Source organism: Marinobacter sp. SS8-8, from assembly GCF_030540945.1.
Taxonomy (GTDB): Bacteria; Pseudomonadota; Gammaproteobacteria; order Pseudomonadales; family Oleiphilaceae; genus Marinobacter.
On the sequence record NZ_JASSVN010000008.1, the window covers coordinates 69080 to 89517 of the forward strand.

The window sequence follows — 20438 nt, forward strand, 5'->3', positions numbered from 1 at the left end:
CAAGTCTGAATTGATCAATCGTGCCATGGTGGCCGGTCTGATCAATCGGAAGCAAATCAATGGGTTTTGCGCTATGATAGCGCACTGATTTGCCCGGAGTCCTGTGTGCTGCAATTTATCTATTCCCAGCTGATAAGGCTGCTTCTGCCGTTTATTCTGCTGCGTCTGTGGTGGCACGGCCGGCGCGCGCCGGAGCTGCGACGAAACTGGTTCCAGCGCCTCGGGCTGGTGCCGGTGGCCTCCGGATCCGTGGTCTGGGTGCACGCGGTTTCGGTGGGCGAAACCATTGCCGCAGCCCCGATGGTCCGGCGCCTGTTGGCACGGAGCCCCGACATCACCATCCTGATGACCGCCATGACCGATACCGGGCTGGCCCAGGCACGTAAGTTGTTCGGCGATCAGGTGCGGTATGCCTACGCGCCCTACGACACGCCGGGCGCCATCCGGCGGTTCCTGGGCCGGGTCAATCCCCGGATACTGGTTATTATGGAAACTGAGATCTGGCCGAACATGATTCGTCAGTGCCGGGCTCGCCAGGTTCCCGTGTTTCTGATCAATGCCCGTCTCTCCGAGCGTTCTGCGCGCGGGTACCAGCGCATACGAGGCCTTGCAGTACCCATCATGCAGAGCATCAGCTGGGTGGCCGCTCAGGCGGAGAAAGATGCCGACCGGTTCCGGAGAATCGGTGTTGCGCCATCGAAGGTGGCCGTGACGGGGAGCGTCAAGTTCGATGTTGATATTCCGGATGAGGTGCGGGCAGCGTCCGTTGCCCTCAGGCAGGGCCTGGCTGGCCGGCCGGTCTGGATTGCCGGTAGCACACATGGCGGCGAGGATGAGCAATTGTTGCTGGCACATCTTAAGGTGTTGGAAAAACATCCAGACGCTCTGCTGATTCTGGTTCCCAGGCACCCGGATCGCTTTGAGTCGGTGGCCGAGAAAACGGTCCGGAAGGGGCTCACACTCGCCCGCCGGTCACTGGGAGACGATCCCTGCAAGGTGCAGGTCTATCTCGGGGATACCATGGGCGAGTTGATGATGTTGTATGGAGCCAGTGATCTGGCCTTTGTCGGCGGATCGTTGATCGAGCGCGGCGGGCATAACCCCCTGGAGCCTGCCGGCTGGGGTATTCCCGTGTTTTCAGGGCCCTACATTTTCAATTTTGAAACCATCTACCAGCGACTGCTTGATGACAAGGGTGTCAAGCTGGTCAGCGATGCGGATGAGCTGGCGGCTCACGTGTCATTACTGTTCAGTGATGACGAAGAACGCCAGGCCATCGGCCACCGGGCCCTGGCGGTGGTCAACAAAAACCGGGGCGCCCTGGATAAGGTGGTCGACGGGATCATTGAGCGAGTCTGAGGCCAGGCTGGGCGCACCAGGCGGGTGAACCGGTTCACCCGCCTTTGCGGTTACTGGGTAGGGTCGTCCAGCGTTTCTTCCTCGTTTGCCAGGGCCTCGATTCCGGGGGCAGCGGCGCTCAGCCAGTTGTTCAGGTCGATCAGATCCCCGGGGGTCAGGATTCCGGCGGCCTGTTTGAGCTGAAGCGAGTTGATCACATAATCGTAGCGGGCGTTGGCGTAATCCCGAAGCGCAACATAATAGGCCCGTTCCGCATCCAGCACCTCCACAATATTGCGCGTTCCAACCTCATAGCCGGCGCGGGTAGCGTCCAGGGCGCTGCGGCGGGAGATGATGGTCTGTTCCAGCGCCGAAGCGGTCTCTATATTGTTGTTGACTGTCAGGAACAGGCTCCGGGTATTTACGCGTACGTCCCGGCGCACGGTATTCAGGTCCTGTTCGGCGGCGCTGACCAGCGAGCGCTGTTCCCGGACACCGGCCTGGGTGCCGCCGCCCGTGTAGAGCGGGATGGTCAGTGACAGTGAGGCAATGGACTGGGTGCCCTCCTGCTGGGTAAAAAGGGCGTTCTCCAGACTGGTCTCCCGGTATGAGGCGCTCAGATCAAGGGTTGGTAAATGACCGGACTTTGCCGCTTTCAGGCTCGCTTCGCTGGCACTGAACTGCCTCAGGGCCGCCTGAATGGACCAGTTCTGCTCCACGGCGGTTGTTTCCCAGGAAGTTGGATCCATGGGCTCCGGCCGTCCGAGCGGAAAATTCTGCCTGAGGTTTTCCATGACGTCCGGATATTCTCCGGTTAACCGGGCCAGTTGTTCCCTGGCCACATTCAGATCGTTGTCGGCGGTGATGCGCTGGCTCCTGGCATCGTCGTAGCTGGCACGCGCTTCATAGACTTCGGTGATGGCAATGAGCCCCACGTCAAACCGTTCCCGGGCCTGTTCGTACTGGCGCTGTATGGCCGTTTCAGTCGCTTTCGCGGTTGTGACAGTGTCCCTGGCGCGCAAGACATCGAAGTAGGCGGTTGCCACATCCAGAATCAGCTGTTGCTGGGCCAGGTTGTACTCGGCCTCGGCCGCCTCGGTCTGGAACTGGCTGGCCTCGTAGCTGAACCAGTCCTGGGCCCGGAACAGTGGCTGGGTCAGTTCGACACCGTAGCGGTAGGTTCGATAGCTGTCTCCCGAGAAGAGTTGCCGCGTCAGCTCATCGGCGTTTGCCCCCCCCGGTACACTCCTGGGCTCGAAGCTTGTGTAACTTGCTGACCCAACCGCCGAGATTTTGGGCAGCAGGGAGCTCTTGCTGACATCGCTGGTTGCCTGCTGCGCCTGGAACCGCGCCAGGGACGAGGCAATGCCGGAGTCATAGGACAATGCCTTTTCATAGGTTTCCATCAGATTCAGTGAGAACGCAGGCTGGGCTGCGAGCAGGCTGATCAATCCTGGAAGTAAACGTTTATTCATTGTTTCTCCTGACAGACTATCTCCGGGTATCCCTGATCTGGATAGGGGGTCGGAAGGCCGATGTTCAAGGGACGGGCCGGTGCCGACGGTGACCCAAAGGTATTGGGTGCTCATTATGGACAATAAACGCCTCCGCCTCTACACTTGCAGAGTTCACTCATTTTGTGAACGGTTCGCGTCTTGACGGGGTGCTGATACACCGGGAGCCGGTGGTTGGCTGAGATTGCAGTGCGGAACCCGCAACCTGATCCGGATAATACCGGCGTAGGGATTAAGACCATTCAAAAAGCGCTGGTTCCAGCCTCTTCCGTACCGGAAGGCCCGTCATACGCGACCCGACAACCTTATAACACCGGGAGCAGACCATGACGGACTTGCCAGCCTATCTCAGTGAATCCGCAGCGGCGGATTCCGCTGCCATCAAACCATTATCAGGCTCACGAAAAGTGTACGTGCAGGGTAGCCGATCCGATCTGCGGGTACCCATGCGGGAAATTACCGTGCAGGACACGCCCACGGAGATGGGCGGCGAGCCAAACCCTCCGGTGTTTGTTTACGATACGTCCGGCCCCTACACCGACCCTGACGCTGCTATTGATCTTCGTAAAGGCCTCAAACCAGTCCGCGCCGCCTGGATTGCCGAACGCGGTGATGTGGAACAGCTTCCGGACTATTCTTCGGGGTTCACCCGCCGCCGCATGAAAGACCCCCAGCTTGACCCGCTCCGGTTCTCGGACGAGCGCAAACCGCTTCGGGCCACGGCGGGCCGCAATGTGTCCCAGATGCACTACGCCCGACAGGGCATCGTGACCCCGGAGATGGAGTACGTCGCCATCCGGGAGAACATGAAGCTGCAGGAAGCCCGGGAGCAGGGTTTGCTGAAAGACCAGCACCCCGGGCAGTCCTTCGGTGCGGGCCTGCCGGACCGGATTACCCCCGAATTCGTCCGGGACGAAGTGGCCCGCGGCCGCGCCATCATCCCCGCGAACATCAACCATCCGGAATCCGAGCCGATGATCATTGGCCGCAACTTTCTGGTGAAAATTAACGGTAATATCGGCAACTCGGCGGTCAGTTCCTCCATTGAGGAAGAGGTCGAGAAACTGACCTGGGGCATCCGCTGGGGCGCCGACACCATCATGGACCTGTCCACCGGCAAGAATATCCACGAAACCCGGGAATGGATCATCCGCAACTCCCCGGTACCCATCGGCACTGTTCCGATCTATCAGGCACTGGAGAAGGTCGGTGGTGTCGCCGAAGACCTGACCTGGGAAATCTTCCGGGACACCCTGATCGAACAGGCCGAGCAGGGTGTGGATTACTTCACCATCCATGCCGGCGTCCGCCTGCACCACGTGCCGCTCACCGCCAAGCGCACCACCGGCATCGTTTCCCGGGGTGGCTCGATCATGGCCAAGTGGTGCCTCGCTCACCACACGGAAAGCTTCCTGTACGAGCATTTCGAAGACATCTGCGAAATCATGAAAACCTACGATGTCTCTTTCAGCCTCGGCGACGGCCTGCGCCCCGGCTCCATCGCCGACGCCAACGACGCGGCCCAGTTCGGCGAACTGGAAACCCTGGGTGAGCTGACCAAAATTGCCTGGAAACACGACGTCCAGTGCATGATCGAAGGCCCCGGCCACGTGCCCATGCATCTGGTAAAAGAGAACATGGACAAACAACTGGAGTGCTGCGACGAAGCGCCGTTCTACACCCTCGGCCCGCTGATTACCGACATCGCTCCGGGCTATGATCACATCACCTCCGGTATTGGCGCGGCGATGATCGGGTGGTATGGCTGCGCCATGCTCTGCTATGTGACCCCCAAAGAGCACCTGGGCCTGCCCAACAAGGACGACGTGAAAACCGGCATCATCACCTACAAGATCGCCGCCCACGCCGCCGACCTGGCCAAGGGCCACCCGGGCGCCCAGATCCGCGACAACGCCCTCTCCAAGGCCCGTTTTGAGTTCCGCTGGGAAGATCAGTTCAACCTCGGCCTGGACCCGGACACGGCCCGCGCCTACCACGACGAAACCCTGCCGAAGGAATCCGCCAAGGTGGCCCACTTCTGCTCCATGTGCGGCCCGAAGTTCTGCTCCATGCAGATCTCCCAGGAGGTTCGGGATTATGCCAGGGAACATGGCCTTGATGAGGTTACTGCAATTGACGCGGGCATGCAGGAGAAGTCCAAAGAGTTTGTAGAGTCTGGTGGAAAGCTTTATGACAAGGTCTGAGGCATTGTATCTAGCCTGACAGATCGGTGCTGTGAGCCGGGCTGGTGTCCCTGTTCAGGAGACGTCTCAAGACATCCCTGTGCGACTTGGGCTCCGCCATCCCTGGCTCCGCACACTCCTGAACAGGGACACCAGCCCAACACTGGCCTTGCACTCGAGCCAGGAGCAAGGGGCTTGCAATAAGAGACAGCCAACAGCTATCGTTCAAAGTCGATTCAACAACCGGATGAAAGATGACCAAACCGTTCCAGTTTAAAGCCAGCGACGTCAAAGTCGAAAAACGCGAAACCGTCTTCCAGGGCTTCTTCCGCATGGACAAGCTCTGGCTGACACACCCGCGTTTTGATGGCGGCGACATGCCCGTGTTTACCCGGGAACTCTTCATCCGGGGCGATGCCACCTGCGTGCTTCCCTATGATCCGGAACGGGACGAAGTGGTGCTGCTGGAGCAGTTTCGCCTCGGTGCGCTGGGCCGCAACCAGTCGCCATGGTTGCTGGAGCTGGTCGCCGGCATGAACGAAGACGGCGAAGGCCCGGAAGAGGTTGCCCGGCGGGAAGGGCAGGAAGAGGCCGGGCTTACTTTTGAGCGGCTGGACAAGATCTGCGATTACCTGGTTTCGCCTGGTGGCAGCACCGAGATGATTCACCTGTACTGTGGCCGTGTCAGCACGGAAGATGCGGGCGGTCTTTATGGCATGGAACACGAACACGAGGATATTCGCGTCCACGTCGTTTCCTCGGAAGATGCCATGGCGATGATCCACGATGGCCGCATCAACAATGCGGCCGCCATTATTGCCCTGCAGTGGCTCGAACTGAATCGGGCCCGCTTGGGGAAAGGGTGGCAGTAATGGGTGAGTGGACCATGAAACCCAGGCGATATGTTCCGGACCTGAGGCAGCTTGGTGCCCTGTGTGACGGCAACTATCAGCGCTTGCAGAAACTGCGGCAACTGGAAGTGGACGGCAAACCCGTTTCTGAATTTGAGCTGCACCGGGAAAATCACTATCTGGGACGGGTCCGGATTCAGGTGCTGCAGACCGCGAAATTCACCGAAACCCTGTTTCTTGAGCAGGTTCACAACTCCGGGCGCTGGCTCAATAACCCGCAGATGACCGTGCGGGTTTACCACGACGCCAACATGGCCGAGGTCATCAGTTGCTATCGGGATCGCCAGATTGCCCCTGTGAATGACTACCCCAACCGTTTTATGCACCACCCGGACGAGAAGGTCCAGGTCAATAGCTTCCTCGCCGAGTGGCTGGATTACTGTCTGCGTTTTGGCCACCTTCCCATGGAACATGCTTTCTGGTCTGCCGGTGAAGGCGTCGACTGAGACGACGTTTTAAGGCAGGGCAGGCAGGACTAAAGTGGTGTGGCCATGGCTCCCCGATGTGTCATAGTTGTCAAAAATTGCAATATATCGTCAGGGCCTGGCCAGAATGTGACCCCAGTTCGATTCGAAAGTGATAAATCCGGGAACCGGCGTCGTACACTTGTGCCCAGACCAAGTATTGCCAGCGAGTAGATCCAGAAAGCCATGACCACGAAGGAACTGACCCGGCCACTCCGGGTATTGCAACTGACCGATCCGCACCTGATGGCCCGGGCCGACGGAGACCTGCTGGGGGTTAAGACCCGGGAAAGCCTGCAGGCGGTTATCGGTGAGGTACTTAAGGCTCACGGCCAGCCGGACCTGATCCTGGCCACCGGGGATCTTGCCCAGGATGGTTCGGTGGATGCCTATCGCGGGTTCGGCGAGAGCCTTCAGGTATTTTCCTGCCCCTCAGTGTGGATCGCGGGTAACCACGACCATGTTGATAACCTGGTCCGGGTTGCCAGCGAGTATGGTGCCAGTGCCCGCCATGTTATTCAGGGCGGGTGGCAGTTCGTCATGCTGGATTCCTCGGTGCCCGGCAAGGTCTCTGGTGCCCTGGCCGATTCGGAGCTGGAGTTCCTGGCCCAAACCCTGGAGCAGCATCCGGACCTGCCAGCCGTCGTTGCCTTGCACCATCATCCGGTAGACATCGGATCTGACTGGATGGAGAAGATCGGGCTCACCAACCGGGATGCCTTCTGGCAGGTGGTGGACCGGTTCCCCCAGGTCAGGATCGTTTTGTGGGGGCATATTCACCAGGAACATGAGTGGGAGCGCAAGGGCGTGCAACTGATGGCCACGCCGTCCACCTGCATTCAGTTCACCTCTGGTTCCAGCAAGTTCTCGGTTGAGAACTTGCCGCCGGGTTATCGCTGGTTCGAGTTCCATGACACCGGGGACTTCACCACGGAAGTTTGCCGGGCCACGGATTTTCAGTTCGAGCTGGACCAGAACAGCACCGGTTACTGAACTCCCTCCCGCAACCCCCGGGCTGCCGCCACCATACTTCTCAAGGCCGGAATGACTTCCTCCCACTGACGGGTTTTCAGGCCGCAGTCCGGGTTTACCCATAGCCGCTCTGCCGGTATCCGCTCTGCCGCCTTCACCATCAGAGACCTGATCTGCTCGCTGTCCGGAATGTTGGGTGAGTGGATATCGTAGACCCCGGGGCCGATGCTGTTCGGATACTGGAAGCCCCGGAATGCATCGAGAAGTTCCATGTCCGAACGGGAGGTTTCGATGGTAATGACATCCGCGTCCATGCGAGCAATCGCTTCGATGATGTCGTTGAATTGGGAATAACACATATGGGTGTGTATCTGGGTTTCGTCGCGAACGCCGTTGGCGGCAATACGGAACGCCTGGATCGCCCAGTCCAGGTACTCGTTCCAGTCCGATTTCCGTAACGGAAGGCCTTCCCGCAGGGCCGCTTCATCAATCTGGATAATGCCAACGCCGGCGGCTTCCAGATCAAGCACCTCTTCCCGGATGGCCAGTGCCAGTTGCTGACAGCTCTCCCGGCGGGGCTGGTCGTCGCGTACGAAAGACCAGTTGAGAATGGTTACGGGGCCGGTCAGCATGCCTTTGAGCGGTTTCTCGGTAAGGGACTGGGCATAACGGATCCACTCGACGGTCATGGCCCGCGGGCGGGAAATGTCGCCGAACAGTATCGGTGGTTTCACGCAACGGGAGCCATAGGACTGCACCCAGCCGAACTGACTGAAGGCGTAGCCGGCCAGTTGCTCGCCGAAATACTCGACCATGTCATTGCGTTCGGCTTCACCGTGCACGAGAACATCGAGCCCAAGGGCCTCCTGCTCGGCAATGCAGTGGCGCACCTCTTCGCGAATACGCTGTGTATAGGCGGCTTCTGTCAGTTCGCCCTTACGAAACTGCAGGCGGGCCTGGCGGATATCCCGTGTCTGGGGGAAAGACCCGATGGTGGTTGTGGGAAAACACGGCAAGCCAAGCTTCTGCTGTTGGGCGGTGGTGCGTTCCGGGTAGGGGCTTCGCCGCTGACCGAGCGCCGGGCTGATGTCTGCGGTTCGGGCCCGGACAGAGGGGTTATGGACTTGTTCGGATGTTTTCCGGCTGCTGACGGCTGCCGCCGATTCCGCCAGCTGTTTGCGAACGGCCGTTCGGCCGTGATTCAGGGCAGTGGCGAGAATGTTCAGCTCATCCAGTTTCTGGATCGCGAAGGCCAGCCAGCTGCGGATTTCCGGGTCCAGGGTCTCTTCGCTGGCGAGATCCACAGGCACATGCAGCAGCGAGCAGGATGGCGCGAGCCAGAGGCGATTTCCCAGTTTTTCGTGGACAGGTTCCAGCCAGTCCAGGGTTTCTTCCAGATCGGTCCGCCAGATATTCCGACCGTTAATCACGCCCAGGGAAAGCTGCTTGTGCGGTAGTAGCCAGTCGGCTACCCGGGCTACCTCCTGGCGGGCGCTGATGGCATCGAGATGCAGCCCGGCCACGGGCAGTTCGCATGCCAGCTGCAGGTTTTCCCGCAACTCGCCGAAGTAAGTGGTTACCAACAGCTTTGGCGTACTGGCTTTGAGGTGGTGGTAGGCCAGACTGAAGGCATGGCGCCAGTCTGCATCCAGGTCGGTCACAAGGGCGGGTTCGTCCACCTGGACCCAGTCAACGCTGTGGTCTGCAAGCAGGTCCAGAAGCTCTGAGTAAACGGGCAGAAGTGACTCCAGCAGCGTCAGTCGGTCACTCTCATCTTTGGCTTTGCCGAGCCAGAGATAGGTCACCGGCCCGATGATGACCGGCTTCGGGGAAAGGCCCTGGGCCCGGGCCTCGGCGATCTGTTCAACCAGCCGGTCGGCATTCAGCCGGAAACGGGTGTCCCGCTGGAATTCCGGTACGATGTAGTGATAGTTGGTGTCGAACCACTTGGTCATTTCCCCCGCCTGCACGCCGCAGCAGGAAAACTCCTGCCCGGAGCGGCCCCGGGCCACCCGGAAATACCGGTCGAGCGTGCTGCCTCCGGTCTCTTTCACCCGCTTGGGCAGGTTGCCCAGGGTGAAGCTCATATCCAGTACCTGATCGTAAAACGAGAAATCGCCGACTGGAACGCGATCCAGATTCCGTTGGCTATGCCAGTGTTGTCGGCGCAGGTCAGTACCTGTGATTTGCAGTTCTTCTTCGGTGATTTGCCCTTTCCAGAAGGCTTCCTGGGCAAATTTCAGTTCCCGGCGGGCGCCAATGCGCGGGAAGCCGAGATTGTGTGTGGTTACCATGGTGTTGTCCTTTGCTCAAATATGGTGTTTACAGGAGAAGTCAGGTTATCGCTCTGGCGAGATGAAAAATAATGGTAAAATTTCAGGTATCAATGAAATTGGATCATGTTCGGGGGTAAAATGATTGAGCGTGGTCATCTGGAAATTCTCAGGGCGGTGGATCAGCAGGGGTCCCTGACAGCGGCGGCCGAGCGGCTACACCTGACCCAGTCTGCCCTGAGCCATTCCGTTCGCAAGCTGGAACAGCGATTGGGTACAGACATATGGGTGCGGGAAGGCCGACAGCTGCGGCTGACCCAGTCGGGTGAGTACATACTGTCACTCGCCAACCGGCTGTTGCCGCAGATGGAGCATGCGGAGATGCTGATTGGTCAGTTTGCCAAAGGCCAGCATGGCACGCTGCGCATAGGGATGGAGTGCCACCCCTGTTACCAATGGCTGCTGAAAGTGGTAGGGCCATACCTCGAACACTGGCCCGGTGTGGATGTGGATGTGAAACAGAAATTCCAGTTCGGCGGCATTGGTGCCCTGTTTGGGCACGATATCGATATGCTGGTGACGCCGGACCCCTTGCATCGTCCTGGTCTGGTCTTTGAGCCGGTGTTCGACTATGAGCAGGTGCTGGTGGTGGGGGCGGATCATCCGCTGGCAGGCAAGCTCTGGGCAGAACCAGAGGATCTGGAGAACGAGACTCTGATTACCTACCCGGTGGAGATTGAACGGCTGGATATTTACACGGGTTTTCTCCTGCCGGCCCAGACCAGCCCGGCGCGGCATAAAACCATTGAAACCACGGACATCATGCTTCAGATGGTCGCAGCAGGGCGCGGTGTGGCGGCCTTGCCACGATGGCTGGTGGAAGATTACGGGGAGCGGATCCCGGTAAGGGCTGTGCAGCTTGGCAAGGAAGGTATTCCCAAACAGATCTTTCTGGGTCTTCGCGAACGGGATCGGGCGGTGGATTACCTGAATTCGTTCATGAAGCTGGCACGTGAGATTCGCTGGCGTTAACGTCTTCGGTTAAACTGCGCAAAAAATTCGTTCAGGAAACCAGACTATGAGTGAGATACCCGCAGACCTGAAATACATTGAGACCCACCAGTGGGTTCGCGTCGCCGATGATGGCACGGCAACGGTGGGCATTACCGATTTTGCCCAGGAGCAATTGGGCGATGTGGTTTATATCGGTGTTCCGGACGTGGGCGTAACTGTAAACGGCGGTGAAGAGGCTGGTGTGGCGGAGTCTGTCAAGTCAGCTTCGGACGTGTTCAGTCCGGTGACGGGTGAGGTCATCGAGGTGAATGAGAGCCTTGAGGATGAGCCGGAGAAGGTCAATGAGGATCCTTATGGCGACGGCTGGCTTTACAAAGTCAGGCTCGAGGATGCCGGGGAGCTGGATGGCCTGATGGATTCAGCGGCTTATGCGGAACATGTGGCTGCAGAGGGATAAGACCACCTGTTGATCTCCTTGCAGGAGCGCGCGGGCAGGGCTTACGAAAACACGCTCCTTGCGGCACGTCCATGTGACGCTTGGGCTCCGCCCCTCAGCGCTAAATGCTCCTGCGTCGCGCTGAGGGTCCTGGGCAGGCCATCCTTGGCCAGCCCGTGAAGAGTTATCACTCTTCACCCATGGCTCCGCACAGTTTTCGAAAGCCCAGCCCGCTTGCTCCCGTAGTTTGGGTGTTGTCCTCACCCGTTCATGTATAATCCTCGCCCCGAATTTTTCTCTGCCTGGTGGTCGTTATGAACTTCCCTGTCCTCTATCTACGCAAAGGCGCGGAGCGCCGTCTCCGTGCTGGCCACCTTTGGGTATACAGTAACGAGGTGGATACTCGCCGCAGTCCGCTGACGGATTTTGAGGCCGGTGCTCAGGCGGAGCTCCGGGCTTCGAATGACAAGCCTTTGGGGACAGTGTTCGTGAACCCCCATGCGCTGATCTGCGGCCGGCTGATCAGTCGGGACCCCGGCCATGGTATGACGCCGCAGCGGTTGACCCAGCGGATGGAGGCGGCGCTGGCGTTGCGGGACCGGCTTTTTGACAAGCCGTTTTACCGCTGGGTGTTTGGCGACAGTGATGGGCTTTCGGGGTTGGTGATCGACCGGTTTGATGCCACGGTGGTGGTGCAGATTTCCACCGCCGGTATGGAGTTGATGAAGGAAGCGGTTGTGCGGGCGGTTCAGCGTCTGGTGCATCCGGAGGCGATCATCCTCAAGAACGATGGCAAGATGCGCAAGGTCGAGGGGCTGGAGAGCTATATGGAGCAGGCTCATGGTCCGGAGGTCAGTCTGCTGCGGGTTGAGGAGAACGGCGTCCGGTTCGAGGTGCCGTTGGAAGGTGGCCAGAAGACGGGCTGGTTCTATGATCACCGGATGAATCGGGCCCGTTTGCAGGCCTATGCGCCGGGCAAGCGGGTTCTGGATGTGTTCAGCTATGTTGGTGGCTGGGGGATTCAGGCGGCCTGTGCCGGGGCCACTCAGGTGACCTGTGTGGACAGTTCGGCCGGCGCGGTTGATTCGGTTCACCACAATGCCAGTCTCAATGGCCTGGAAAATGTGGAAACCATTGAAGGTGATGCCTTTGAGGCGCTCAAGGCGCTGGCGGATGAGAAGGAAAAGTACGACATCGTGGTGCTGGACCCTCCGGCACTGATTCCCCGGCGCAGGGACCAGAAGGCGGGGGAAGAGGCCTATGCGCGGTTGAACCAGCTTGGCCTGCGTTTGCTGGAGCGGAACGGGGTGCTGGTTTCGGCGTCCTGTTCGATGCATCTGTCGCAGGAGAAACTGGTAGACATCATCCGGGGCAGCGGCCGGAAGATTGACCGCTTTGTCCAGTTGCTGGAGCAGGGGCATCAGGCCCCGGATCATCCGGTGATTCCGGGGATTCCCGAGACTGATTACATCAAGTCCTGTTTTGTCCGCTCACTGACGGGGTTCTTCTGAAGCCGGTTAAGTCGGGGTCAGGAAGTCGGGGTCAGATGAAAGCTTTCATCTGACCCCATGTTCAGACCCCATGTTCAGACCCTCAGTGACATCACCTTCCAGCCGTTGTCCCGGGCGAATTTCTCCAGAGCCGGATCCGGGTCGACGGCTACCGGGTTGTCCACTTTCTTCAGCAGCGGCAGGTCGTTGTGGGAGTCGCTGTAGAACCAGGCGCCTTCAAGTGTCCTGCCATGGGCTTCCAGCCAGTCGTTCAGGCGTTCGACCTTGCCATCCTGGAAGCTCGGGGTTCCCGCCACTTCGCCGGTGTAGCGGCCGTTCACCAGTTCGGGTTCGGTGGCAATAAGATGTTCAATGCCGAGGGCTTCGGCAATGGGTTCAGTCACAAAGCGGTTGGTGGCGGTAATGATCATCAGGGTGTGGCTCCGCTCCCGGTGGCTGTTCAGGAGGTCTTCCGCGCTGGCCTGCATCATGGGGCGTACTTTCTTCGCCATAAACGCCTCCCGCCAGGCCAGCAGCTCGCCCATATTATGGCTGGCCAGGGGCTGAAGGGCAAAACCGAGGTAATGCAGGATATCCAGCTCGCCGTTCAGGTATTCCTGATAGAAGCGGTCATTGGCAAGGCGATATTCCTCGGCATCCACAATGCCTTGCTCTACCAGAAATTCACCCCAGGCATGGTCGCTGTCGCCGGCCAGAAGGGTGTTGTCCAGATCAAAAATTGCGAGCGTCAAGCTGTTACCTCCAGTGATCAAAGGGCCTGCGGGAAAGCGCGAAGTCTAACACGACCTGTCCTCAACGGCTCCGTTTGCCGAACCCTTGGGATTCTGTAAGAATGAGAGCAACTTGGGCAAATCTGACCGGTGAATTTTTGTACTGGTCTACCGACTTTTAAGAGGACTGTGCCGTGATCGATTCAGACGGTTTCAGACCCAACGTCGGAATCATTCTGGCCAACCACAGGGGAGAAGTTCTCTGGGCAAGGCGAATAGGGCAGGATTCCTGGCAGTTTCCACAGGGTGGTATCAAGCATGATGAATCACCCGAGGAAGCACTGTACCGGGAGCTTGGAGAGGAAATCGGCCTGTGTGCGAACGATGTGGAAATCATCAGTTGCACCCGGGGCTGGCTGAGGTATCGACTCCCGAGGAGGATGGTACGCCACAACTCGCTTCCCGTTTGTGTGGGTCAAAAACAGAAATGGTTCCTGCTGAGGATGTTATCGCCGGATGCGCAGGTTTGCGTGGACGGCACGAATTCACCGGAGTTCGACGGGTGGCAGTGGGTAAGCTACTGGTATCCACTGGGCCAGGTGGTTTCATTCAAGCGTGAAGTGTATCGACGTGCGCTGAGAGAGCTTGCGCCGCGGCTGTTCTACAACATGGAACAGTGGCATCGGGCGGAGCAGAACCGGCGTTTAAAGGAACAACAGAAATGACGGACTGACACCGCCATGCTGAGCATTCTGCGAAGTCTAGTACAAGAGGTAAACAGCGCCCGTGATTTGCAGGAGGCGCTGGATATCATCGTATCGCGGGTGCAGAAGGCCATGGGAACGGAAGTCTGTTCCGTCTACCTGCTCGATCCTGCGACCAACCGCTATATCCTGATGGCCACCGAAGGCCTCTATCGGAAAGCAGTGGGGCAGGTGAGTCTCGCGTATTCCGAGGGCCTTGTCGGTCTGGTGGGTGCCCGTGAAGAACCCATCAACCTGGAAGATGCGCCGTCCCATCCACGCTATCGCTACTTCCCGGAAACCGGGGAGGAGCGATTCCGCTCCTTCCTGGGCGTCCCGATCATTCACCATCGCCGTGTCCTTGGCGTACTGGTTGTTCAGCAGCGGGAAAGCTCCCGGTGCTTCGACGAGGGTGAAGAAGCTTTCCTGGTAACCGTATCGGCACAACTGGCGGGTGTTATTGCCCACAGTGAAGCGACCGGGGCTATCAGTGGTCTGTCCCTGACCGGAGAAGAGGCTCACGATGTCAGCTTCAGTGGCGTCCCCGGCGCTCCGGGTGTGGCGATCGGCAGTGGCGTTGTGGTTTACCCGTCCGCCGATCTGGATGTGGTTCCTGAAAAGCCCACCGACGACATCGACCAGGAACTGGAGCTGTTCCGGGCTTCGGTGAAGGCGGTCCGGGAAGATATCGAACGCGTAGCCAAACGGCTCGCCTCGCAGCTGCGTCCGGAAGAGCAGGCGTTGTTCGATGTCTACCTGAGAATGCTGGGCGACGATGCCATGCCCGGTGAGGTCGCAAACAAGATCCGGGAAGGGATCTGGGCCCAGGGTGCTCTGAAGCAGGTGGTCCAGCAGTACATCCGCCACTTCGAGATGATGGACGACCACTACCTCCAGGAGCGCGCTGTTGATATCCGGGATCTGGGCCGCCGTCTGCTGTCCCATCTCCAGGAGGGTGAGCAGAAACATCTGAATTATCCGGAACGTACTGTTCTGGTGAGCGAGGAGCTTACGCCCGCCATGCTGGGTGAGGTGCCCAAGGGCCAGCTGGTAGGCCTGGTGTCGGTCAAGGGCTCCAGTAACTCCCATGTGGCGATTCTTGCCCGTGCCATGGGCGTGCCCACGGTGATGGGGCTGGTGGATATCCCGGTCAACCAGCTTGACGGCAAGGAACTGATTGTTGACGGTTTTGAGGGCCAGATATTCGCGTCACCATCCTCGGACCTGCGGTCGTTCTATCAGGCGATCTGTGAGGAAGAAGATGAGCTGATCCGGGGCCTGGAAGTGCTCAAGGACAAGCCCTGTGAAACCACCGATCATCACCGGGTTTCCCTGCTGGTAAACACCGGGCTGATGACCGATGTCGTTCGCTCGCTGTCCCACGGTGCCGAGGGCATTGGTCTGTACCGGACGGAAGTCCCCTTCATGGTCAAGGACCAGTTCCCCTCCGAGCAGGAGCAACGCGAATATTACCGGGAGCAGCTCGAAGCCTTTGCGCCCAGTCCGGTCACCATGCGCACGCTGGATATCGGCGGCGACAAGGCGTTGACCTATTTCCCGATCCAGGAGGAAAACCCATTCCTGGGCTGGCGCGGCATCCGGGTAACGCTGGACCATCCCGAGATTTTCCTGGTTCAGGTGCGGGCTATGCTCAAGGCCAGCGAGGGCCTGAACAATCTGCAGATCATGCTGCCGATGATCTCCAATATCTCCGAAGTGGAGGAGTCCCTGCACCTGATCTACCGTGTGTATCACGAGGTTCGGGAAGAGGGCTACGAGATTCACATGCCGAAAGTCGGCGTGATGGTCGAGATTCCCGCAGCGGTCTACCAGATCCGCGAGCTGGCCGACCGGGTGGACTTCCTGTCCGTGGGTTCCAACGATCTGACACAGTACCTGCTGGCGGTGGATCGCAATAACCCAAGGGTGGCCCAGCTCTATCATTCCTACCACCCGGCAGTGCTTCAGGCGCTGGTCCGGATTGCCCAGGATGCCCATTCGGTCGGGAAGCCGGTAGGCATTTGCGGGGAACTGGCCGGTGATCCCGGTGGCGCGTTGCTCCTTATGGCCATGGGGTATGATTCCCTGTCCATGAACGCGGCCAGCTTACCAAAGGTGAAATCGGTCATTCGGAGTATCAGTCGGGAATGGGCGGTACAGCTGCTGGAAGACGTGTTGCTGCTGGATTCGCCACACGTCATCAAGAGTTGTGTGGATCTGGCTCTCAGAAACGCCGGTTTTGGCCGCTACCTGAGGCCCGGAAAGTCAAGCGCCACGGCGGTTTCCCAGGCAGCCGTATCCTGACAGCGAGCGGTTTTGGCGAACAATATAGGGTGTGTACTCTAAAACCGGTTGTTATTTTAGTCGTTGTAGTACTTGTGGTATCCGGTGGTTCAGAACATGGAATCGCATTCTTTCTCCGGAAAAGGAAAGGCTATGAAGGTGCCCGCTGATCTTAAATCCGCTCCCCGCATCGGGCTTGCCCTGGGCGGTGGTGGTCCTTTGGGCGGAATATACGAGATCGGAGCACTGCGTGCCCTGGATGAAGTGCTGGATGGCCTCGACTTCAACAATATCGATGTTTATGTCGGGGTAAATGCGGGTTCTTTTGTGGCGGCGAATCTGGCAAACCAGATGACCACCGCACAGCTGTGCCGGATTTTCGTGCGCAATGAAGCTGAAGTTCACCCCTTTCACCCGGAAGTCTTCTATCGGCCTGCATTCCAGGAAATTTTCAGCCGGTTGCTGGCGGTGCCGGGGCTGGTTTCAACCGCGGTACTTCGGTTTGTGAATAACCCCTACGATCAGAGCCTGCTGGAAGCCATGACCATACTGGCGCAGGCTGCTCCGGCGGGGTTGTTTGATAACGAAGGCCTGCACGAGTACCTCAATCGCAGTTTTACCATGCTGGGGCGGACCAACGATTTCCGCCAACTCAAGCGCAGCCTTTACATTGTTGCTGCTGATGTCGAGAGTACGGAGGCGGTCTGTTTTGGTGCCCCCGGCTTTGACCATGTGCCCATTTCAAAGGCGATTCAGGCAAGCACCTCGTCGCCGGGGCTGTACGTGCCTGTGGATATTGATGGCCGCTATTACGTGGATGGTACCCTGCGCAAGGGATTGCACGCCTCTGTTGCCTTCGAGGATGGTGCAGACCTCGTGTTTGCCGTCAATCCCCAGGTGCCCATTGACGCCAGCGCCGCGGTTCGTGCCGGATCCATGAAGCCGGGTGAGCTGACCCGATCCGGAATGCCAAACCTGTTATCGCAGATGTTCCGGACCATCGTCTACTCGCGGATGCAGTCCGGTATTGCCCAGTACGCCCGGGACTATCCGGACAAGGACATTCTGCTGTTCGAGCCAACCCGTGATGACGCCAAACTGTTCTTCTCCAATGTATTCAGTTTCCAGTCCCGGCGCATGGTTTGCGAACATGCCTATCAGATGACCCGTCGGGATCTTCTGAACCGCGCAGACCAGCTCGAACCCAGGCTGGCGAAATACGGCATCAAACTGCGGCGGGATCGTCTGGAGGACGAGCAGCGAACAATCAGCACCAGCCTTTATGGCGAAATGCTGCCCCTGTATGTGGCCAAGGGTCGGAAGGAGAAAGTCGACAAGGGAAAGCTGGCAACCGGCCTCGAGAATGTCACCCACCTCTTTTCGAAAGCTGAGTAAGCCGGGGTCAGATGAAAATGGGGTCAGATGAAATTTTCATCTGACCCCATTTTCATCTGACCCCAATTTCACATTAGAGAATATACCGGCTCAGATCCTCGTCTTCCGCCAGTTCTCCAAGCCTTTCATCCACATAATCGGCCGTGACCTCAAAGCCATCAGTGACCTCGTCGCCGGCATCGAACGACAGGGTCTCGAGCAACCGTTCAAGTACGGTATGAAGCCGCCGGGCACCAATGTTTTCGGTGCTTTCGTTCACCTTCCAGGCAACCTCCGCGATACGGGCGATGGCGTCTTCGCGGAAAGTCAGTTTTACGCCTTCGGTTAACATCAGCGCCTCATACTGCTGAACCAGGGACGCATCCGGTTCGGTCAGAATGCGCTTGAAGTCCTCCGGGGTGAGTGCCTGCAGCTCCACCCGGATTGGCAGACGGCCCTGGAGTTCCGGAATGAGGTCCGAAGGCTTTGACAGGTGGAATGCCCCGGAGGCGATAAACAGGATGTGATCGGTGCGTACCGCGCCGTACTTGGTGCTTACCGTGCTGCCCTCGATCAGTGGTAACAGGTCACGCTGAACGCCTTCGCGGGATATATCGGATGAGGTGTTTTCCGAGCGCTTGGCGACCTTGTCGATTTCATCAATAAACACGATCCCATTCTGCTCCACTGCCTGGATGGCCTTCTGCTTGATCTCTTCCTCGTTGACAAGCTTGGCGGCCTCTTCTTCCTTGACCCGCTTCAGGGCATCCGAAACCTTCATCTTGCGGGTCTTGCGCTTGTCGGAGGAGAGATTGGAAAACATGCTTTGCAGCTGATTGGTCATCTCCTCCATGCCCGGAGGCGCCATGATTTCCACGCCGGCACCGGAGTTGCGCAGGTCGATCTCAATTTCCTTGTCGTCCAGTTCACCTTCACGAAGCTTTTTCCGGAGCAGCTGGCGGGTGGATGACTCCGAGCTGCGCTGGCTGTTTTCGCTGAGATCCCTCGGTGGTGGAATCAGCGCGTCCAGAATCCGGTCTTCCGCCGCATCCATTGCCTGGCTTTCGTGACGCTTCATCTCTGCTTCACGCAGCATTTTAACGGCCATGTCCGCCAGATCCCGGATAATGGATTCCACATCGCGGCCGACATAACCCACTTCGGTGAACTTGGTGGCTTCCACTTTCAGGAACGGAGCATCGGCCAGCCTGGCCAGGCGCCGGGCAATCTCGGTTTTACCGACACCGGTGGGGCCGATCATCAGGATGTTCTTCGGTGTGATCTCATCACGCAGGCTGCTGTCCAGTTGCATCCGGCGCCAGCGATTCCTCAGGGCGATGGCGACCGCCCGCTTGGCTTCTTGCTGGCCCACGATGTGTTTATTGAGTTCGCGGACAATCTCACTGGGAGTCATTGCAGGCATGGTTGCTCCGGATCAGTCGTTTTTGGAGAGCACTTCAAGGGTGCGATTGTGATTGGTGTAAATACAGATATCGGCGGCGATATCCAGGCCCTTCTCGACAATCTCGTGGGCGGAAAGGCCGGTATTTTCCAGCAGGGCCCGGGCCGAAGCCTGGGCAAAAGGGCCACCTGAGCCAATGGCAATCAGTCCCTGTTCCGGCTCAATGACATCACCGTTGCCGGTAATAATCAGCGAGGCGGTTTTGTCAGCCACGGCCAGCAGAGCTTCCAGCCGGCGCAGCGCTCGATCAGTTCGCCAGTCTTTCGCCAGTTCCACAGCGGCCCTTGTGAGGTTGCCCTGGTGTTTCTCCAGCTGGGCTTCGAATCGCTCAAACAGCGTGAAGGCATCGGCCGTGCCGCCCGCAAAACCAGCGATGACTTTGCCATTGTAGAGGCGGCGAACCTTCCGGGCATTGCCTTTCATCACGGTATTGCCCAGGGAAACCTGGCCGTCGCCACCCATGGCAACTTCGTCATCGCGCCTGACGGAAAGAATGGTAGTCATTGGGGCTCCAATTGCCTGATTAAACTTGGTACCCGTTGGTTATGGAGGCTTTCGGCGGGAATTCAAGAGTTTTTGCACCGAGCCCTGGAGATCAGCCTTCCTTGGGAATCTTCCGGACCAATGGCTGAATGCTGAGCGAAACCAGCTTGTCTATCGCTGAGTTCATCTGGCTGCGGGAGGTGAACGGCCCTACGTTGACCCGGTACCAGATGGAACCATTGTCCAGATTGATCCGCTGGATGCTCGCACGCAGGCCCTGGAAGGCAATCTGGGCCCGCTGGCGTTCGGCGTCTTCCTTGCTGCGGAAGGAGCCTGACTGCACCAGGTAGTCGAAGTCCTGTTGGGTTGGGCCAGGAGTGTACTCGTCAACTTTGGGGGGTACGACCTCGGATTCCGGCAGCATGTCATAAAAGCGGAATGCCGGTTTCTGGTCTTCCTGGCGGGCTGTTTCCGCTGGCTTTTTGGCTGTTTTTTGGGCCGGTTTTTCAGTCGCTGGCTGAACGTTGCCGCCTGGACCGGGCGGCAGGGAGTTCAGGTAGACAATAAAACCGATGAACCCGCCGACGGCCGCCAGAGACAAAATCCACTTCAGCGACAACCCCCCGTGCTGCGAGCGGGCGCTGGCTGCCGGTTTTGGTCGGGCAGCCTTCGCAGCCTTCGTCCTGGCCGGTTTTACGGGTTTGCGGCGCACAGTGGCTGAAGCCTTGGCTGATGACCTGTCTTTACGGGCGTAATCTCGGGACATA

At 58.7% G+C, this 20438-nt stretch carries 17 protein-coding genes and 1 riboswitch; of the genes, 11 read left to right on the forward strand and 6 right to left on the reverse strand.

The features are described 5' to 3' along the window. Nucleotides 1–105: 105 nt before the first annotated feature. Complete coding sequence (waaA, locus tag QPL96_RS10115) at nucleotides 106–1359, forward strand: lipid IV(A) 3-deoxy-D-manno-octulosonic acid transferase (RefSeq protein ID WP_303287260.1); 1254 nt, start codon at nucleotides 106–108, stop codon at nucleotides 1357–1359. 50 nt (nucleotides 1360–1409) lie between these two features. Here the strand turns inward: waaA and QPL96_RS10120 are convergent, their stop codons facing one another. Next, nucleotides 1410–2813, reverse strand: a complete 1404-nt coding sequence (locus QPL96_RS10120) for a TolC family outer membrane protein (RefSeq protein ID WP_303287261.1) — start codon at nucleotides 2811–2813, stop codon at nucleotides 1410–1412. 174 nt (nucleotides 2814–2987) lie between these two features. Beyond that, nucleotides 2988–3101, forward strand: a riboswitch (TPP riboswitch). 77 nt (nucleotides 3102–3178) lie between these two features. Between QPL96_RS10120 and thiC the strand changes: the two genes are divergently transcribed. From thiC to cpdA, 4 genes are all read left to right on the forward strand, one after another. Then, a complete protein-coding gene (gene thiC / locus QPL96_RS10125) occupies nucleotides 3179–5056 on the forward strand; it encodes a phosphomethylpyrimidine synthase ThiC (protein WP_303287262.1) in 1878 nt (625 codons plus the stop codon). A gap of 233 nt (nucleotides 5057–5289) precedes the next feature. Beyond that, nucleotides 5290–5907, forward strand: coding sequence for an NUDIX domain-containing protein (locus QPL96_RS10130; RefSeq protein ID WP_303287263.1), 618 nt, complete (start codon nucleotides 5290–5292; stop codon nucleotides 5905–5907). Further along, nucleotides 5907–6392 (forward strand): DUF1249 domain-containing protein, encoded by a 486-nt coding sequence (locus QPL96_RS10135; protein ID WP_303287264.1) that lies wholly within the window; start codon nucleotides 5907–5909, stop codon nucleotides 6390–6392. The genes QPL96_RS10130 and QPL96_RS10135 overlap by 1 nt, the downstream gene beginning before the upstream one ends. 204 nt (nucleotides 6393–6596) lie before the next feature. After that, nucleotides 6597–7403: a 3',5'-cyclic-AMP phosphodiesterase gene (gene cpdA / locus QPL96_RS10140; protein WP_303287265.1), complete on the forward strand. Its 807-nt coding sequence runs from the start codon at nucleotides 6597–6599 to the stop codon at nucleotides 7401–7403. Here cpdA and metE read toward each other — a convergent pair. Beyond that, on the reverse strand, nucleotides 7397–9676 hold the full coding sequence (metE, locus tag QPL96_RS10145; RefSeq protein ID WP_303287266.1) for a 5-methyltetrahydropteroyltriglutamate--homocysteine S-methyltransferase: 2280 nt from the start codon (nucleotides 9674–9676) through the stop codon (nucleotides 7397–7399). The genes cpdA and metE overlap by 7 nt on opposite strands. A 120-nt stretch (nucleotides 9677–9796) precedes the next feature. Here metE and QPL96_RS10150 point away from each other — a divergent pair, with 120 nt between their 5' ends. The 3 genes from QPL96_RS10150 (at nucleotide 9797) to QPL96_RS10160 (ending at nucleotide 12616) form a co-directional block, all read left to right on the forward strand. Next, complete coding sequence (locus QPL96_RS10150; RefSeq protein WP_303287336.1) at nucleotides 9797–10687, forward strand: LysR family transcriptional regulator; 891 nt, start codon at nucleotides 9797–9799, stop codon at nucleotides 10685–10687. Nucleotides 10688–10733: 46 nt separating this feature from the next. Next, nucleotides 10734–11126 (forward strand): glycine cleavage system protein GcvH, encoded by a 393-nt coding sequence (gene gcvH / locus QPL96_RS10155; protein ID WP_303287267.1) that lies wholly within the window; start codon nucleotides 10734–10736, stop codon nucleotides 11124–11126. Nucleotides 11127–11419: 293 nt separating this feature from the next. Further along, on the forward strand, nucleotides 11420–12616 hold the full coding sequence (locus QPL96_RS10160) for a class I SAM-dependent rRNA methyltransferase (protein WP_303287268.1): 1197 nt from the start codon (nucleotides 11420–11422) through the stop codon (nucleotides 12614–12616). Between the two features lie 74 nt (nucleotides 12617–12690). Here QPL96_RS10160 and QPL96_RS10165 read toward each other — a convergent pair whose 3' ends face one another. Continuing rightward, the gene (locus tag QPL96_RS10165; RefSeq protein ID WP_303287269.1) at nucleotides 12691–13347 is read right to left on the reverse strand and encodes an HAD family phosphatase; all 657 of its coding nucleotides are present in this window, start codon (nucleotides 13345–13347) and stop codon (nucleotides 12691–12693) included. A gap of 173 nt (nucleotides 13348–13520) precedes the next feature. On the opposite strand from QPL96_RS10165, the gene QPL96_RS10170 reads away from it, so the two are divergent. From QPL96_RS10170 to QPL96_RS10180, 3 genes are all read left to right on the forward strand, one after another. Next, nucleotides 13521–14051: an RNA pyrophosphohydrolase gene (locus QPL96_RS10170; RefSeq protein ID WP_117619536.1), complete on the forward strand. Its 531-nt coding sequence runs from the start codon at nucleotides 13521–13523 to the stop codon at nucleotides 14049–14051. Between the two features lie 15 nt (nucleotides 14052–14066). Next, a complete protein-coding gene (gene ptsP, locus QPL96_RS10175) occupies nucleotides 14067–16373 on the forward strand; it encodes a phosphoenolpyruvate--protein phosphotransferase (RefSeq protein ID WP_303287270.1) in 2307 nt (768 codons plus the stop codon). A gap of 132 nt (nucleotides 16374–16505) precedes the next feature. Next, complete coding sequence (locus QPL96_RS10180; RefSeq protein WP_303287271.1) at nucleotides 16506–17747, forward strand: patatin-like phospholipase family protein; 1242 nt, start codon at nucleotides 16506–16508, stop codon at nucleotides 17745–17747. 73 nt (nucleotides 17748–17820) lie between these two features. Here QPL96_RS10180 and hslU read toward each other — a convergent pair whose 3' ends face one another. From hslU to QPL96_RS10195, 3 genes are all read right to left on the reverse strand, one after another. Continuing rightward, nucleotides 17821–19149: an ATP-dependent protease ATPase subunit HslU gene (gene hslU / locus QPL96_RS10185; protein WP_303287272.1), complete on the reverse strand. Its 1329-nt coding sequence runs from the start codon at nucleotides 19147–19149 to the stop codon at nucleotides 17821–17823. 12 nt (nucleotides 19150–19161) lie between these two features. After that, entirely contained in the window at nucleotides 19162–19692 is a 531-nt protein-coding gene (gene hslV, locus QPL96_RS10190) for an ATP-dependent protease subunit HslV (protein ID WP_303287273.1), read from the reverse strand. Nucleotides 19693–19783: 91 nt separating this feature from the next. Next, a complete protein-coding gene (locus QPL96_RS10195; protein ID WP_303287274.1) occupies nucleotides 19784–20437 on the reverse strand; it encodes an SPOR domain-containing protein in 654 nt (217 codons plus the stop codon). Nucleotide 20438 lies beyond the last annotated feature (1 nt).

What these genes read in the sequence shown, in the direction of transcription:
- QPL96_RS10120 (WP_303287261.1), bottom strand. Translation starts at nt 2,813, where the DNA reads ATGAATAAACGTTTACTTCCAGGATTGATCAGCCTGCTCGCAGCCCAG.
- thiC (WP_303287262.1), top strand. Translation starts at nt 3,179, where the DNA reads ATGACGGACTTGCCAGCCTATCTCAGTGAATCCGCAGCGGCGGATTCC.
- QPL96_RS10130 (WP_303287263.1), top strand. Translation starts at nt 5,290, where the DNA reads ATGACCAAACCGTTCCAGTTTAAAGCCAGCGACGTCAAAGTCGAAAAA.
- QPL96_RS10135 (WP_303287264.1), top strand. Translation starts at nt 5,907, where the DNA reads ATGGGTGAGTGGACCATGAAACCCAGGCGATATGTTCCGGACCTGAGG.
- cpdA (WP_303287265.1), top strand. Translation starts at nt 6,597, where the DNA reads ATGACCACGAAGGAACTGACCCGGCCACTCCGGGTATTGCAACTGACC.
- metE (WP_303287266.1), bottom strand. Translation starts at nt 9,676, where the DNA reads ATGGTAACCACACACAATCTCGGCTTCCCGCGCATTGGCGCCCGCCGG.
- QPL96_RS10150 (WP_303287336.1), top strand. Translation starts at nt 9,797, where the DNA reads ATGATTGAGCGTGGTCATCTGGAAATTCTCAGGGCGGTGGATCAGCAG.
- gcvH (WP_303287267.1), top strand. Translation starts at nt 10,734, where the DNA reads ATGAGTGAGATACCCGCAGACCTGAAATACATTGAGACCCACCAGTGG.
- QPL96_RS10160 (WP_303287268.1), top strand. Translation starts at nt 11,420, where the DNA reads ATGAACTTCCCTGTCCTCTATCTACGCAAAGGCGCGGAGCGCCGTCTC.
- ptsP (WP_303287270.1), top strand. Translation starts at nt 14,067, where the DNA reads ATGCTGAGCATTCTGCGAAGTCTAGTACAAGAGGTAAACAGCGCCCGT.
- QPL96_RS10180 (WP_303287271.1), top strand. Translation starts at nt 16,506, where the DNA reads ATGAAGGTGCCCGCTGATCTTAAATCCGCTCCCCGCATCGGGCTTGCC.
- hslU (WP_303287272.1), bottom strand. Translation starts at nt 19,149, where the DNA reads ATGCCTGCAATGACTCCCAGTGAGATTGTCCGCGAACTCAATAAACAC.
- hslV (WP_303287273.1), bottom strand. Translation starts at nt 19,692, where the DNA reads ATGACTACCATTCTTTCCGTCAGGCGCGATGACGAAGTTGCCATGGGT.
- QPL96_RS10195 (WP_303287274.1), bottom strand. Translation starts at nt 20,437, where the DNA reads ATGTCCCGAGATTACGCCCGTAAAGACAGGTCATCAGCCAAGGCTTCA.